The 16,153-nt window shown below is 42.3% G+C and carries 16 protein-coding genes; 7 read left to right on the plus strand and 9 right to left on the minus strand.

Features of this window, described 5'->3' with window-relative positions; genetic code table 11:
• Positions 1 to 6 precede the first annotated feature (6 nt).
• The 7 genes from JWQ54_RS22115 to JWQ54_RS22145 form a co-directional block, all read right to left on the minus strand.
• Entirely contained in the window at positions 7 to 1,425 is a 1,419-nt protein-coding gene (locus tag JWQ54_RS22115) for a TolC family protein (protein ID WP_299589483.1), read from the minus strand.
• 122 nt (positions 1,426 to 1,547) lie between these two features.
• Positions 1,548 to 4,733: an efflux RND transporter permease subunit gene (locus tag JWQ54_RS22120; RefSeq protein WP_299589486.1), complete on the minus strand. Its 3,186-nt coding sequence runs from the start codon at positions 4,731 to 4,733 to the stop codon at positions 1,548 to 1,550.
• 127 nt (positions 4,734 to 4,860) lie between these two features.
• Positions 4,861 to 5,997, minus strand: coding sequence for an efflux RND transporter periplasmic adaptor subunit (locus JWQ54_RS22125; RefSeq protein ID WP_299589489.1), 1,137 nt, complete (start codon positions 5,995 to 5,997; stop codon positions 4,861 to 4,863).
• 353 nt (positions 5,998 to 6,350) lie between these two features.
• Positions 6,351 to 6,953 (minus strand): TetR/AcrR family transcriptional regulator, encoded by a 603-nt coding sequence (locus JWQ54_RS22130; RefSeq protein ID WP_299589492.1) that lies wholly within the window; start codon positions 6,951 to 6,953, stop codon positions 6,351 to 6,353.
• 156 nt (positions 6,954 to 7,109) lie between these two features.
• Positions 7,110 to 7,583: a hypothetical protein gene (locus JWQ54_RS22135; protein WP_299589494.1), complete on the minus strand. Its 474-nt coding sequence runs from the start codon at positions 7,581 to 7,583 to the stop codon at positions 7,110 to 7,112.
• Between the two features lie 4 nt (positions 7,584 to 7,587).
• Complete coding sequence (locus JWQ54_RS22140) at positions 7,588 to 8,535, minus strand: heme-binding domain-containing protein (RefSeq protein WP_299589497.1); 948 nt, start codon at positions 8,533 to 8,535, stop codon at positions 7,588 to 7,590.
• A complete protein-coding gene (locus JWQ54_RS22145; protein ID WP_299589499.1) occupies positions 8,532 to 8,735 on the minus strand; it encodes a hypothetical protein in 204 nt (67 codons plus the stop codon). Before JWQ54_RS22145 ends, JWQ54_RS22140 begins: the two co-directional genes overlap by 4 nt.
• Before the next feature lie 36 nt (positions 8,736 to 8,771).
• On the opposite strand from JWQ54_RS22145, the gene JWQ54_RS22150 reads away from it, so the two are divergent.
• The 7 genes from JWQ54_RS22150 (at position 8,772) to JWQ54_RS22180 (ending at position 14,322) form a co-directional block, all read left to right on the plus strand.
• Positions 8,772 to 9,347, plus strand: coding sequence for a cyclic nucleotide-binding domain-containing protein (locus JWQ54_RS22150; protein WP_299589502.1), 576 nt, complete (start codon positions 8,772 to 8,774; stop codon positions 9,345 to 9,347).
• A gap of 2 nt (positions 9,348 to 9,349) precedes the next feature.
• The gene (locus JWQ54_RS22155) at positions 9,350 to 9,835 is read left to right on the plus strand and encodes an N-acetyltransferase (protein ID WP_299589504.1); all 486 of its coding nucleotides are present in this window, start codon (positions 9,350 to 9,352) and stop codon (positions 9,833 to 9,835) included.
• Positions 9,836 to 9,930: 95 nt separating this feature from the next.
• The gene (locus JWQ54_RS22160) at positions 9,931 to 10,701 is read left to right on the plus strand and encodes an SDR family NAD(P)-dependent oxidoreductase (RefSeq protein ID WP_299589507.1); all 771 of its coding nucleotides are present in this window, start codon (positions 9,931 to 9,933) and stop codon (positions 10,699 to 10,701) included.
• 61 nt (positions 10,702 to 10,762) lie between these two features.
• The gene (locus tag JWQ54_RS22165) at positions 10,763 to 11,617 is read left to right on the plus strand and encodes an NAD(P)-dependent oxidoreductase (RefSeq protein ID WP_299589510.1); all 855 of its coding nucleotides are present in this window, start codon (positions 10,763 to 10,765) and stop codon (positions 11,615 to 11,617) included.
• A gap of 95 nt (positions 11,618 to 11,712) precedes the next feature.
• The gene (locus tag JWQ54_RS22170) at positions 11,713 to 12,243 is read left to right on the plus strand and encodes a 5'(3')-deoxyribonucleotidase (RefSeq protein WP_299589513.1); all 531 of its coding nucleotides are present in this window, start codon (positions 11,713 to 11,715) and stop codon (positions 12,241 to 12,243) included.
• Positions 12,244 to 12,306: 63 nt separating this feature from the next.
• Positions 12,307 to 12,840 (plus strand): 5'(3')-deoxyribonucleotidase, encoded by a 534-nt coding sequence (locus tag JWQ54_RS22175; protein ID WP_299589516.1) that lies wholly within the window; start codon positions 12,307 to 12,309, stop codon positions 12,838 to 12,840.
• A 738-nt stretch (positions 12,841 to 13,578) separates the two neighbouring features.
• Positions 13,579 to 14,322: an SDR family oxidoreductase gene (locus JWQ54_RS22180; protein ID WP_299589518.1), complete on the plus strand. Its 744-nt coding sequence runs from the start codon at positions 13,579 to 13,581 to the stop codon at positions 14,320 to 14,322.
• Here JWQ54_RS22180 and JWQ54_RS22185 read toward each other — a convergent pair.
• Together JWQ54_RS22185 and JWQ54_RS22190 are read right to left on the minus strand one after the other, a co-directional pair.
• Positions 14,291 to 15,346, minus strand: coding sequence for a hypothetical protein (locus tag JWQ54_RS22185; RefSeq protein WP_299589520.1), 1,056 nt, complete (start codon positions 15,344 to 15,346; stop codon positions 14,291 to 14,293). The genes JWQ54_RS22180 and JWQ54_RS22185 overlap by 32 nt on opposite strands.
• 4 nt (positions 15,347 to 15,350) lie before the next feature.
• On the minus strand, positions 15,351 to 16,118 hold the full coding sequence (locus tag JWQ54_RS22190) for an HAD-IIB family hydrolase (RefSeq protein WP_299589523.1): 768 nt from the start codon (positions 16,116 to 16,118) through the stop codon (positions 15,351 to 15,353).
• Positions 16,119 to 16,153: the final 35 nt, after the last annotated feature.

Genomic DNA, 16,153 nt, shown 5'->3' on the forward strand with positions numbered 1-16,153 from the left:
CTTTATTTATTTCCAACCACCGCCCAGTGACCTGTACAGATCAGACACCGCGCTTAATTCATCTCTTTTTATTGATGCCAGTTCCAATTCGCTTTGCAATACATTACCCTGGGCAGTTATTACTTCAAGGTAAGTAGCCAGCCCGTTCTTAAATAAAAGGTCGGCGTTTTTTGTAGCCTGCTGTAAGGTGTTTACCCTGTTGGCGGCTATTGTTTGCTGCGATTTTAACTTGTCAATTTTTACCAGTGCATCAGATACTTCGCCAACTGCATTTAAAACAGACTGGCGGAACTGCAACACTGTTTTCTCGCGGTCAACCTGCGCAACCTGGTAATCAGTTTTTAGTCGTTTATGATCAAATAATGGTTGCACCACGCTGCCTGCAACTACACCAAATAATGACGCAGGAATATTAAACCAGTTGCTGGCTTTAAATGAGTTTACACCACCTTGTGCAGTTATCCGCAAAGCGGGATACATTTCAGCTTTGCTGATACCCACTTTACTGTTGGCAATTACCAAAGCAAGCTCGGCGCTTTTAACATCTGGCCTGCGGCTTACTATGGCTGATGGTACACCTGTTGCCACATTTGTTGGAATAACCATATCATCTAAATTTGAATTCCTTGCAATTTTATCAGGTAATTCACCGGTTAAAATGCGCAGGGCGTTTTCTTGTATGGCAATATTTTGCTCAAACTGTGGCACCAGTTGTTCAGCAGCCTGTTTTTGAGCATCAGCTTGCTGTACAGCCAATGAAGTAACCTGGCCGGCATCATATTGCAGTTTGATTATCCTCAACGTACTATCATTCAGCTTCACATTTTTTTGTGCGATGTTAAGCTGTGCATCCAGCATCAATAAGTTATAGTAACCTTGCGATACACTTGCAACTATATTGGTTTGGATAGCCTTTTTAGCTTCTGTTGTTTGCAGATAAGCTGCCAATGCGCTGCGTTGCTGGTTATGGATCTTACCCCATATATCTGCCTCCCATGACAGGGCTAGATTCGCTGAATAGTCTTCAATATGTTTTGTGCCGATATTATACTGGCTTAAGCTTAAACCGGTAATACTGTTATCTGACGGACGCTGTGAATTTGCCGTAACATTCAGATCAACCTGCGGAACATAGTTCCATTTTACCTGTTTAAATAACAGCTGCGATGCTTCTATATTTTTCACAGCTATTTGCATATCGTAGTTTTTTATGATGGCGCTGTCTATCAGCTTTTGCAAAGTTGCTTCGGTAAAAAAGTTTTTCCATTGTATATCAGCAATGCTGCTGGTATCGCCGGTTGTTACTGCGCTTCTGAATGTTTCAGGCAGGGCAGGTTTGGGTGTCTCTACATCCTTTGATACTTTACAGGCGCTTAGCACTGCTAATACCAGTATCAAAATGGACCCGTTTATATAATTTTTCATTTTATGTTATTCTTTATAAACAAAAGCTTTGCGATTCCTACCCCGTGGAAGAGTGCTGTTTCACTAATCCCATCTGCCCTCCACCTCAAGGAGGGAACCGCACGAGCCTTTATTTGATTTCTTTATACTAATTCAACTTCGGGCTGGTTTACACCATCGGCTGTCAGAACAGGTTCCGGTTTGCCGGATATTCTTTCCTGTAAGCCCTGGAAGATCACGAACAGCACAGGTATAATGAATAAGCCCAGGATAACTCCTGACACCATCCCGCCTGCGGCGCCAATACTGATAGAGTGGTTACCCTGTGCAGATGGACCTGTTGCAATACTCATCGGGAACAAACCGAACACAAATGCCAGCGAGGTCATGATGATCGGACGGATCCTCAACCTTGCAGCTTCAATTGCTGCCGCTACCAATGATAAACCTGCCCTGCGGCGCTGTACGGCAAACTCCACGATCAGGATGGCGTTTTTAGCCAGCAAACCGATGAGCATGATCAAGGCTACCTGTACATAGATGTTGTTTTCGATTCCGGTTAAACCTAATACCACAAACACTCCTAAAATACCTGTTGGGATTGAAAGTATTACTGCCAATGGCAATATATAACTTTCATACTGCGCTGATAATAAGAAATATACAAACACCAAACAAAGCATAAATATAATAGCCGACTGACCACCTGATGAAATCTCTTCACGCGTTTGGCCAGAGAACTCATAGGCAAAGCCTGATGGCAATTGCTCCTGGGCTACTTCCTGGATGGCTTTAATGGCATCGCCAGAGCTATAACCTGGTTTAGGGATAGCGTTGATTTCAATAGAGTTGAACAGGTTATAACGTGAAGCGGTTTCTGAACCATACACACGGGTTAGTTTAACCAGGGTATTGATTGGCACGGTTTCGCCTGCTTTGTTTTTAACAAATACACGGTCAATAGATGCAGGGTCTGTCCTATCGGCAATGTCAGCCTGAACCACCACACGGTAGTATTTACCAAAGCGGTTAAAATCCGATGCCTGGGCAGTACCAAAGTAGGCTTGCATAGTTGAAAGGATATCTTTAACATTTACACCCAACTGATTAGCTTTTTCATCATCAACTTCTAATTGTAACTGAGGATAATCTGCTTTATAGGAAGTAAAGGCATAAGCGATAGCCGGTTTCTGCATCAGCTTGCCTATAAAGTTATTGGCAACGCCACTGAATTTATCCAGCCTGCCGTTGGTTTTATCCTGCAGCACCACGTCCATAGCTTCTACGTTACTAAACCCTGGAACAGTTGGAAAACTGAACACGAAGAACGTACCGCCTGGTATGCCACCTAATCTCCCTCTTACTATATTTTGTATATCATCAATATTCTTTACCGCGCCCCTTTGTTCGTTCGGCTTTAACAACAAGAAAATTACACCGGCAGATGGACTGCTGGATTGTGTTAAAAAGTTAAAACCAGATAACGCGGTAACAAACCTTGCTGATGGTAAAGTTTTAAGCTGATCTTCGGCTTGTTTGAAGATCTTGTTAGTACCACTTAAAGAAGTTCCAGATGGTGTACTAACAGCTATGGCCACAAAACCCTGATCCTCGGTAGGAATAAAGCCCGTTTTTGTTCTGTTTACCAGGTAAAAGGTAATTGCTACTACCAACACCAATCCGCCTATGCTAAGCCATTTTTTACGGATCAGGAATTTTAAGCCTCCTACATACCTGGTGGTCATATAATTAAACCCACCATTAAAGCCTGCATAAAATTTTTCTACAAAACCTTTTTTAGGTGCATTGTGACCATCCGCAGTATGTTTGTTCTTTAAGAACAAGGCGGCCAATGCAGGACTTAAAGTTAAAGCGTTAACGGCCGATATGATAATGGCTATGGCCATGGTTAACGCAAACTGCCGGTAAAATATCCCTGTTGAACCTGTCATGAAACTAACCGGTAAAAACACGGCTGCCATAACAAGTGTAATGGATATAATGGCACCTGTAATTTCGTGCATTGCCTCGGTAGTTGCCACTTTCGGGGTCATTCCCGGGTTGTGCTCCATTTTGGCGTGAACCGCCTCTACCACCACAATGGCATCATCCACCACAATACCTATGGCCAGCACCAATGCAAACAGGGTTAAAAGGTTAACAGAGAAGCCAAACAGGTTCATGAAGAAGAAGGTACCGATAATGGCCACCGGAACCGCTATAGCCGGGATCAATGTAGACCTGAAATCCTGAAGGAATATAAATACTACGATAAACACTAGTACAAAAGCCTCTATCAATGTATGCTCAACCTGGTTGATTGATTCATCAAGGTCGGTTTTGGTACGATAGAACTGGTTGTATTTGATACCAACAGGGAAATCCTTTGATAATTTTTCCATCAGCTTATCAATACCAATCTGAATTTCGTTGGCGTTTGATCCTGCCAGTTGTATGATACCTATGATGATACCGTCGTGTCCGTTCAGGTTACTTACGCTATTATAAGAATAGGCACCCAATTCAACACGGGCTACATCTTTTAAACGCAATACAGAACCATCAGCATTTGCACGGATAGCAATATTCTGATATTCCTCTGGTTTGGTAAGTTTACCTTTATATTTAATTACGTATTCAAAAGCCTCGTTACTGCGCTCGCCAAATTTACCAGGCGCGGCTTCAAGGTTTTTGTCCTGTATAGCGGCCATCACTTCGGCAGGCGTAACTTTGTAGGTAGCCATTTGACCCGGATTAAGCCAAACACGCATAGAGTAATCCTTAACACCACCAAATATACTGGCAGAACCTACACCCGGGATACGTTTAATTTCGGGCACAATGTTGATTTGCGCATAGTTGGCTACAAAGGTTTGGTCGTATTTTTTTGGATCATCTGAGTAGATAGCCATAGCACCAATGAAGCTGTTTTGCTGCTTGGTAGTAGTTATACCATATTGTACAACTTCCGCAGGTAACTGGCTTGTAGCCTGTGACACGCGGTTTTGAACGTTCACTGCCGCCTGATCAGGATCGGTACCTTGTTTAAAATAAACAGTGATACCCAATGTACCGTCGTTACTGGCAGTAGATGTCATATAGGTCATATTTTCCACACCGTTAATGGCTTCTTCTAACGAAGGCGTTACGGAGCGTAAAATGGTCTCGGCATTAGCGCCGGGGTAAACAGCAGACACCAATACTGCCGGAGGGGCAATATTCGGAAACCGCTCTAAGGGCAATTTTGTTAAACCAAGCACACCAACTATCACCAACAATATGGAGATAACAGTTGAGAGTACCGGTCTTTCTATAAATTTCTGAAACATGATTTTGCGTTTTGTAGAGTAAAGAAGTAAGAGTCAGGAATCAAGACAGGGTTTTGTTGTCTGTCTAATGAAAAATCCCTGGCGCCTAAATCTTGTCTCTTGATTCTTGACTCTTAATTCTTGATTATTAGTTTTTTGCAATAACAGCGTTCTTTTCAGGCGCTTTTTCAGGATGGATAACTGTACCTTCCTGTAAGTGATCAATGCCGCTTAACACTATCTGGTCACCAGCTTTTACACCACTTTTAACCAGGTAATTGCTGCCGCTTTTGCCAATGATGTCGATAGGTTGTTTTTTAACCTTGCTGCTGTCGCCAACGGTAAATACAAATACTTTATCCTGCATTTCGATAGTTGCCTCTGCAGGGACAATCAGGGCATCTTTATGGGTAAGGCTTAAACGGATCTTGCCTGTATTGCCTGAGCGTAATAAACCCTGCGGATTTGAAAAGCTGGCCCTTAATGTAATAGCGCCGGTTGTTTTATCAAACTGACCATCAATCATATCAACCTTACCCTGTTTAGCGTAAGCGCTGTTATCAGCCAGTAATAATGATACGGTTGGCAATTTCTGCAATTTGTCTTTCAGTGTTTCGCCGGGATATTGTTCTTTAAAGCTTACAAAATCCTTTTCGCTCAGTGAAAAGTAAACATGTACATCATGCACATCTGATAATTGAGTTAACGCTTCAGCATCTGCAGGGGCAACAAGGCTTCCCTGTTTTTTAATTAAACGGCCAATGTAACCGCTTACAGAGGCTTTTATTAAAGTATAACCTACATTGATCTGCGCTGTAGAAACATTTGCTTTTGCCTGTTCGATATTTGCTTTGGCAACATCATAGGCTGACTTTGCTGTTTTTAACTGGTACTCTGATACTACTTTGTTTTGAACCAGCGGAGTTAGTTTGTCGATCTCCAATTGTGCATTAGCTGCTGCGCCTTCTGCGGCGTGCTGGCTTGCCAGTGCATTGTTTAAAGCAGCACGGTATGGCTGATCGTTAATTTTAAATAAAGGCTGACCGGCATTTACAAAAGAGCCTTCGTCAACAAATACTTTATCTAATGTTCCGCTTACCTGCGGGCGTACTTCTACATTAACAGTACCTTCTATTGATGCAGGGTATTCCTGGTAAGTGGTATCAGTACCCGTAACTATTGTGGCTACAGGCAATGATGGCGCCGGCGGCGCTCCAGCTGTTTGCGGCTTTGGTGAACAACTGTATAGTGCTAGTGCGATAAACGCAAAAATTAAACTTTTCATGATTAATTGTTATTGATATAAGTGAAAGATTTTAAGGCCAGGGCCTTATGTGTATATATGTTGATTAAATTATTTTTTTGTTTTTCAGCATGATTGGCAATTAAGTCACCATGCTGTTATCTATTTCATTTTCAGTTAATTAAAAAATCATCAACTGGATTAAAAGCTGTGCACAGTTAATTGCAACAGCGGGTTTTTGATAATTTAACAGTGTTAAATTGTTTAACGATGTTAAATATAGAGAGGTGAGTTTGATTTAGTGTTTTCATAGTTTTATGTATTTAGTTATTAATAAATTAATATTTACTTAACACTGTTAAATAATTTAACGATGTTACGGTTTTGTTAAAAAATTATACAGTCATGGTCCTTATTATGCCGCCTATCGCATCTTTTAATACCTGGCGGTTGATCTCATCTGAAGAACCACGGCTTAACAAATTAATGGATACCAACCCGTGTACAACCGACCAAAAGGTATAATACTTTGTACAGATCACATCGCCTTCCAGATCCTTGATATTCATGATCTCGCCTATTACTTCGCTAAATAGATCATAGGGTATATCCGCCTCAGGTAAACCATTTACAAGCTCACAGCTGCAGTTTGTAGTTATGCCAAACATTCCCTGGTAAAGCTCTTTGTTTGCAAAAGCAAAGTTCCAGTAGCTTAGCCACATATCTTCCAGCTGCTTAGCCGGCAGGCGGTGCCTGTCCCTGGCCTCTGTTAGTTCTCTCGCCAGCTTTAAATATCCCTGGCGGGTAAGCTCCAATAATATTGCTTCCTTGTTCGAGAAGTATTCATATATAATAGGAGCAGTATATTCAATCACATCGGCAATTTTGCGCATGCTCAAGGCTTGCCATCCCTCTTCCTTAACAATCTGAAGTGCAGCATCCAGAATGTTAGTCCTGGTTTCTTCCTTCAATCGTAATATCCTGTCTTTACTAGCCATTTTGTTTAGGCATTAAATAATTTAACACCGTTAAGCAAATGTACTCCGATAAATTATTAAGTGTGTTCATTTAATTGTCATTTAACTATCGTTGAAATGTCATTAGACCGGGTGTAAACGCCATTTGGGGATGATTGGTCTTGTTTTCAGCAGAGATTACGGCATAACAGATGGCTTCTGATCAAGGATATACTTTGTCCTTTCCCGGTTCTGCAAAGTATCAGTACTTAACATCAGGCCTTTACCTTCAAACCTTTGGTAACTGATATTATTGCCCGCATCAGATGTTTTAACATACTCAACCGATTGCAGATTACCGGGGATATTAGCCCCAAACCAATGGTCGTCTGCCTGTTGTTTCCAGGTAACCAGCGCGAAAACTTCGCCGGCAGCTATAGTACCCGTACCTGCTATTGCTGCTTTTAAAGCAAGCTCATTGCCGTACAACGTTGACATGGTGCCTTTCTTTTTATTGATGGATGAGGTGATAACTTTAAAACCCATTTTACCGAAGTTAAAAGATGCAGGTATTGTAGCTTCGCTATTTATTAATGCAGTGTTGCTGACGGTGTTTGTGCAGGCGCTCAGCCCTAATGCTATACCTGCCAATAATATATATGCTGATTTCATAATGTCAATTTTTAATAGGCCTGGTAAATACAAAATCCTCGTCTTTTAAAGGCTTGTGGCAATCAACACATTCGGTGGCGAACATGGCATTTTTGCCGTAGGGTACCATTTTAGGTGTTTTAAACCTTGCCCAGCCCCAGCCTTTGGTCGATGCATATTTTTTATCGTCCTTAATCATATATTCAACCTGCTTAAAGGCGCCGGTAGTAATATTGCCGTCCATATCTTCCAGCTGGTCCCAGGCTACCTTGGCAAATATGGTTCCGTTGGGCCATGGGCGGATGTTGTTTTCTTTTATGGCTTTCACCGCAACATCATTTCCAAAAATAACCCGCATGGTGCCGTTATCAAACCGCTCGGTGGTACTGATAGGCTGCCAGTTTTTATAGTCGGGATTGTAAGTTATCCCATTGGCGGCCTGCGGAAGATTAACAGCTGGTTTAACATTTTGCCATTGTTTGTACTGCTTATCCGCAGCATTTATTTTTGCGGTATCACCTGGATGGCTTTGCGCCATTCCGGCTACATATTTCTTTAATACGGCAAGATCATTAGGCGATATTTTAGTTGATGGGTGTACAAATTCATAGCTTTTAACAGGCATAGCACCACCTGCAACCTGGTTAACTACTTCCCATAATTTTTCTTTTTGATCAGCCGGGGCTAAGCTATCCCATTTTGAAAAGTTGAGGTGACTGCGCCCATCTTTCACGTGCTCCGCCACTTGCCAGAACCCTGGCGAAATCTTATCATACCAGCGCAGATAGGTTTCGTTAGAATGACAATCATAACAGGCGCGCACTACAATATTTTTAACATCATTTGGTGCCTTAAAGTCGCCGGTAACTGGCGGGTTGTTAAGTTTGGGGCGGATAAACTGAGCTGCAGCAAACAGAACTATTGCTACGATCAGAATTTTAAAAAGTAGGGGAGGTCTTTTTATCTTCTTCATTGCTTTAATATTTTATACAAAATAAAGCCAAATGACCAACATCTAACAGTAAAATAATGTGCTATCCGCGCAACCAACGGAGCAATTGTATTAGGGAAACCATAATATTCAAAGGAAAGGACTACATCCATCAGCGCAGGTGAAGGCCTGCGTGAAATAGGATGAACCAGGAAAACAATCATCATTAGAATTTGTTTCAAACACTCAAGGTTTTAAACCCGTCGTATATTTGCTTTATGCAAAACCAGCTAATCAACTACCTGCGTTTAATAAGACACATCTCTGCCAACGATGCTCAGATCATTTCATCCTGCTTTGAGCATAAGATTTTTAAGGAGGGAGATTACCTGTTTAAGGGTGATGGCAGGATTTGTCGTGAGCTGTTTTTTTTGTGCAAAGGCGTATTACGCATTGTATCTGTTAATGATAAGGGTATTGAGCTTACACATTATTTTTATAGGGAGAACCAGTTGAGCACCATATTGCAAAGCTTTAATGACGAGGTGCCAACACCCGCAGCTATCCAGGCATCCTGCGACGCTGAAGTGCTGGCGATAAGCAAAAGCAGGCTTCTTGAATTGTATAAGAAACTGCCTTACATGAAAGAAGTAATTGATCAGCAAAACCAATTGCGGCTAATTGAAAAGATAAACGTGCGGAACACTTATTTAGGTGAGGATGCAGAGAACCAATACAAGCTATTTATTATGCAAAACCCGGATATTGCTTTAAGGGTACCATTAAAGGATATAGCCTCATACCTTGGCATTACACCGCAATCGCTAAGCCGCATCCGTAAAAATATAAGCTAATTATGATTGAAATAAGAAAAGCGAAACCTGCCGACAATGACCAGATCTGGGAGATTATCCGCCAGGTAATTTCCAAAGGCGATACTTATGTATTTGATCCCGCATCACCCAAAGAAAAAATGCTTGATTTTTGGTGCAGCGAGGGCAAACACACTTATGTTGCCACCATTGCCGGCAAAGTTGCAGGTACCTTTCTTTTAAAAGATAACCAGCCTGATTTGGGCAGGCACATTGCAAACGGGGCCTATATGGTATCGCCGGACGCTGCCGGATTAGGAATAGGCAGAGCAATGGGTGAGTTTTCAATTGAAGAAGCCAGGCGACTTGGTTATAAGGCCATGCAGTTTAACTTTGTTATTAAAAGCAATGAGCGGGCAGTAAGGCTTTGGGAAAAGCTGGGTTTTAAAATAATCGGCGAGATTCCTGACGCGTTTAATCATCAACAAAATGGATTGACCAATGCCTATATTATGTATCAAAAGGTTTAATATAAATTCATTATCTATCGTCATTTTTACCTTTTGGTAAGTATTACAAGCATTTTCATGCCCACCTTTGTTGTATCAAATAAAAGGAGGTTTATATGTCGCGAATATTCATAACCGGATCGGCGGATGGGCTTGGCAAAATGGCCGCACAGCTATTGGTTGCCGATGGGCACCAGGTGGTGCTCCACGCACGAAATGAAAGCCGGGGTAAAGAAGCTTTACTGGCAGTACCCGGTGCAGAAACAGTAGTTACAGGTGATCTGTCAAGCATAGCAGAAACAAAACAGGTTGCTGAACAGGTAAACAAGTCGGGTATATTTGATGCTGTAATTCATAATGCAGGAGTTGGCTACCAGGAGCCCGGCCGGATTAATACCGTTGACGGTTTGTCGCAAGTTTTTGCCGTAAACAGCCTGGCGCCTTATATACTTACCTGCTTAATTACTAAACCAAAAAGGCTCATTTACTTAAGCTCCGGCCTGCACCGGGATGGCGATCCAAGCCTGGAAGACCTTACCTGGACCAACAGGAGATGGAACGGATTCAGTGCCTATGCCGATTCAAAGCTGCATGATGTAATACTGGCTTTTGCCGTTGCCCGCAAATGGACTGATGTATACTCAAATGCACTGGAACCGGGATGGGTAGCTACAAAAATGGGTGGTCCGGGCGCGCCGGATAGCCTGAAAGATGCGCCTGTAACACAAGCCTGGCTGGCCGTGAGCAATGATGCGGACGCATTAGTGAGTGGTAAATATTTTTATCATAAAAAGTTAAGTGCTTTTCACCAGGCAGCGGCAAATGTGGAGACACAGGAAAAGTTCCTCGCAGCGTGTGAAAGGTTATCTGGCATAACGTTGGGGTAAACATTAGCGTGAATGTCTCCTGAATTAATATTAATATAAAATCTACAAAAACAATATAAAAATGAGCACAACAAAAATAGGCTGGATAGGCCTCGGTAAAATGGGGATCCCTATGTCGCAGCAATTGGTTAAAGCAGGTTACCCGGTTAGCGTTTATAACCGCAGTAAAGGCAAAGAAGATATTTTAAGGGCGATAGGTGCAACAACTGCAGCAACCCCTGCCTTGCTGATACAACAGGTGGACCTGGTAATTATTATGGTGTCGGATGATAAAGCTATCCATGATATTTTTAATGGCGAAGATGGCTTATTGAGCGCTAAAACCAGCGGTAAGATCATCATTAACATGAGCACCGTATCACCGGCTATAAGCAAACAAATGGCCGGATTATGTGAGCAGCAGGGTAACCATTATTTGGATGCGCCGGTATCAGGAAGTGTTAAACAGGCCGAAGATGGAACGCTGGTAATAATGGTTGGTGGTAATGAAAGTGTTTTTGAGCAAGCTAAGCCTGTGCTTGAAAAAATAGGCAGGCTTGCCATGCGCGTTGGGGATACTGGTGCCGGCAATACTGCAAAGCTGGTTATTAATACACTGCTTGGCATCTATGCACAGGGACTGGCCGAGGCTGTTGTATTTGCACAGCAAAACGGCATTGCTGCAACTGATCTGTTAACGCTTGTAAATAACAGTGCATTAGGCAGTCCTTTCATCAAAATAAAGGGCGAGGCTATTAATAATGATAATTACAATGCTGCATTTGCCCTGAAACATATTGCAAAGGATCTTCGCCTGGCAAAGGATCTTGGCCTTTCAACACCGCTTGGTGAAGCTGCATTTGAAACTTTTCAGCAAGCAGAAAGCACGCTTGGCGAAGAAGATATTATTGCGGTGATAAAAGAAGTCGGAAAGTAGGGAAAGTCCGAAAGTCGGTAAAGTCTGAAAAGAAAAAAGAAGTCGTTTAGATGGCGGTGCGTTTTAAAGCCATCGCTATTTTTTATCTTTAATCCATGAGAAAATCTATCGCTATTGATATGGACGGGGTTATTGCCGATGAGGTGATCCAATTGTTAACGTGGTATGAAAAACATTACGGGTTAAAAGTGCATCCCCATGAGCTTACCGGCCGCAGGGAGGAAGATGTTGTTCCTGAAAAAGATGCCTATAATAAACTTTCAAGTATTCCGGGGTATTTCAGAACCACCCCTGTTATGGCGGGGGCAATTGAAGCAGTGAGAGAACTGATGCAAAACTTTGATGTTTATATTGTTTCGGCAGCTATGCAATACCCGCATAGCTTATCCGAAAAACTGGGCTGGCTGAATGAGCACTTTCCCTTTATTAGCTGGCGGAACATTATTTTTTGCGGCGATAAAAGCATCATCGGTACAGATTATATGATTGATGACCACATTAAAAATCTCGACTTTTTTAAAGGCAAAACCATTATGTTCAATGCCTTTCATAATGTTAGCTATAACCATCATCAGCGGGTTAATAACTGGGATGAAGTGTTGGCGTTGATGGCGAAAGAAAGTTAAAAAAGCCTTGCCATTCTTCGCTCCCGCTGCCAATCACAAAAAATGTTTTTTTACCTTTAAACTATGAAAAAATCTATTGCTATTGATATGGATGGTGTTATTGCCGATACCGAAACTCATTTTATAAACTGGTACGAAAGAGAATACGGTGTGCGCGTAGGTACACACGAAATACAGGGGCTTAAAGAAGATGAAATGTTCCCGGAAAAAACAGCTGCCCGTAAATTTGCCTTTACGCCCGGCTTTTTCAGGACATTGCCCCTTATGCAGGGTGCAGTTGAGGCCGTAAAAACTTTGATGGAAAGCTACGAAGTATACATTGTTTCAGCGGCAATGGAGTTCCCGCAATCGTTACCCGAAAAGCTGGAATGGCTGCATGAGCATTTTCCATTTATCAGCTGGCGGAACATTATTTTTTGCGGCGATAAAAGCATTATCAACACTGATTATATGATTGATGACCACATTAAAAACCTAGACCATTTTAAAGGCACAACCATTATGTTCCACGCTTTTCATAATGTTAACTATAACCATCATCAAAGGGTTAATAACTGGGATGAGGTTTTGGAGTTGTTAGGGAAAGGGGTAAGCTAATTTTTACTTAAATGTTCCGTTCGCTATTTGGATGGCACACTCCGGAACAGGGTGAAACAGCATTTTTTTTAATTTGAAGTGTTTCACTTTGATTCAGGGTGTGCCGGATCAGGGAGAGAACGGAACAGATAGGGTTTTGAATGGCGATGCTGCCGGGGGGGGTGAAAGTATCACAATCTCTTAAGGGTATAGCGTTTGCTTCTTTCTTAATGAAGGGAGGGAGATAATAACGGCCCGGAAGATTTATTTAATTGTAAATTTTGCATTGTTTCACTGCGTTTCAGGTTGTGCTATTCAAATAGCGAACGCAACACTACGGCACCGGCAAGCCATTAATTAACTACTTTAAAAAACTATAATATTTATTTTTTAGAAGAGGTGTGAGAAATTAATATTTTGTTCCGTTCGCTTCCTGACCGACACAGTGTGAAACGGAACGAAACAACTTACCATCGTCGTTGCCTGACTGCTTTGCAGTCAGGTTCGAAGCAATCTCTGAGCTATTCGGGCAAAAGAGTAGAACTATGTGGGCTACCGATCAGCGACTGTAAGGTCCAATCAGTATAAAGGTTCGTTGATTGTCCTACGCGGAGGTGGCTTCGTTCCTCGCCATGACGCGCGGAGAGTCGACACAGGATAATACAGATCATATCAGCCCCGATCCTTCCGAATTTACCATTTGGTAAGTGCACTCCATTTTAAACGCTGCAACTTTGTCTTATTAAAATAAATACGACAATGGAAACTTCAATAAAATCCAATCAAACATTACAGGGAAAAAGAATAATCATATTAGGCGGCAGCTCGGGCCTGGGGCTTGCTACTGCTAAGGCTACCAGCGCTGAAGGCGCCAGCGTGGTAATTGTATCAGGCAACCAGCAGCGGATAGATAATGCTTTGAACGAATTGCCCGAAGGCAGCACCGGTTTTGCTGTAGATCTGGGCAAAGAAGAAAACATTAAAGCATTTTTTGAGCAGGCTGGCAGCTTTGACCATTTGGTGTATACAGCAGGTGAGAATTTAACATTGCATACTATCAATGAAACCAATATTGATGAGGCACGTACATTTTTCAATTTGCGTTACTGGGGGGCGTTTACAGCCGTTAAATATGGTGCACCGCACATTAATGCCGGCGGATCCATTTCATTAACCAGCGGCACAGCCAGCGCACGGCCGGGTTCCGGGTGGTCAATTGCCTCGAGCATTTGCGGGGCTATGGAAGGTTTTGTAAGGGCCATGGCTGTTGAGCTGGCGCCTATCCGCGTAAACAGTGTTGTGCCGGGTGTTATTAAAACCAATTTGTGGGGTGGGCTGAGTGACGCAGACCGTGAAGGTTTGTACAAATCACAGGCCGACGCCTTGTTGTTAAAACGTGTTGGTGAGGCTGAAGATATTGCCCTTGCTTTTATTTACCTGATGAAACAGCAGTTTGGCACAGGACAGAACATTACAATTGATGGTGGGGCGGTACTGGTATAACCGGCGTTTGCTGTTGCTTGGCCTTACCTATGCCTACCAATTCATTTACCAGGGTTGATAAGCGTACACAGGCGCATGCAATTAAGTCATCGGCTGCACCATAGTAAATGTAAAGTACACCGTTAATTAACGCTGTACCTGTAGGAAAACATACATCATCTACATCGCCTGCCAGCTCATAATCCAATTCAGGTTTGAATAAAGGGTATGATAGGCGGGCGATCTCTTTTTTTGGATCGTCCAGATCAAGTAATGCCACGCAACAGGAATATTCATACCCTTTTACCATGTCTTTTACACCATGATAGATCAGCAGCCAGCCAGCTTTGGTTTCTACCGGAGGACAACCGGAACCTACATAGCTTACTTCGTGGGGATATTTAGGAGCCAACAGGATATGCCGGTCAAAGTGCCGGAAGTAATTTTCCCAAAATGCATCAGTGAGCTCATTTAAATCATTTATAGAAACTATTTGAATATCAGGCTTTATACGGTGCAGAAAGGTTAATTTTCCGTTGATCCTGCGGGGAAAGAAAACAAGATCCTTATCAGCCAAAATATTTGCACCGCGATTATAACGCAGGTACTTCCCATTTAATTCACAATTATCTTTAGTAAGGCGATCAAAGTCGGCATAGCTTATTTGGGGGGCAATTATTCCATACCTTTCAAAATGCTGCAAATTTGTTGAAGTAGCTAATGCGCCTAATGCATTATCTCCGTCAAAAGCAACATAAGTAAGGTAATAGGTATCGTCTATTTTTACTATCCGGGGATCTTCCATCCCATGTTTCTCGTAATCCAATTGCGGCGATAAAAAAGGAGTTGTGTCTCTCTTATCAATATTTAAAGGTCCATCAAGCCTGCAATAACCTATGGTTGAATAATTGCCCTTACGAACAGCTCTGTAAAAAAGGTGAATTACATTCCCCTCCCTTATTACTGCGGGATTAAGAACACCTTCATTTTCAAAATCCAGGTCCGATTGTCTTAATAAAACACCGTCTTTTTTTACGTCTACCATAAATTTAAAATCCTTTTTTAAAACGCCCATTATCAAGGCATCCTATAATACCTTCAATAACGCGTTTTGTTTCGTTTGGATCACTTACGCGGATGGAGAATGCCCCGGCTTGTTTGGCAGGATAATCATTACCACCCGGAAAAATAGCATCACCAATAAATATCATATCGCTGATGCTGATATCCAAAACATCGCGCAGCTTATGGATGCCATATTTTTTGTCGATGCCTTTTTTTGTAACGTCAACAGATGTTGCACCGCCCAAATTCACAGCAAACTCAGGGATCAGCTTATCAAGGTGTTCCTTTATTTTTTCACGCTTTTTAAAATCGGGATCGTATTTTTTCTTTTCATCCAGCGGCGCTTCCTGTCCCAATGCCGAGTAGGTTACCTGGCTTCCCCTGTCTTCAATGGTTTCGCCCCAGGTTTTTTTTGCTTTATAACCCGATGCATCAACTGCTTCATTTAACGAATCGATGATCTTCCTTTTTTGTGCATCGGTAAAGTTTTCGGCATACAGCAGTTTCCAATTTGTTGTATATCGGTAAAACTTGGTGCCGCAAGTAGGCAGTATAGACAGGTTTTGCAGCTTTTTTCCTTTGGGCAAATGCGCCAGCACCTGTTTTTCAAACTGGGGCCAGTCGCCACCGGATATTACGGCCACCTTTGCCACGGTTAAAAGTGCAGCAAGCCGCTCAGCCATATCCTTATCAATAGCGGCTTTACTTTCGGCAAGCGTACCATCAAGGTCAAAAACGATTAGTTTCTTCATTGGGTTAGTCATTGGGCATTAGTGCTTTTTAGACC

Source organism: Mucilaginibacter sp., assembly GCF_028288225.1.
Lineage (GTDB): Bacteria > Bacteroidota > Bacteroidia > Sphingobacteriales > Sphingobacteriaceae > Mucilaginibacter.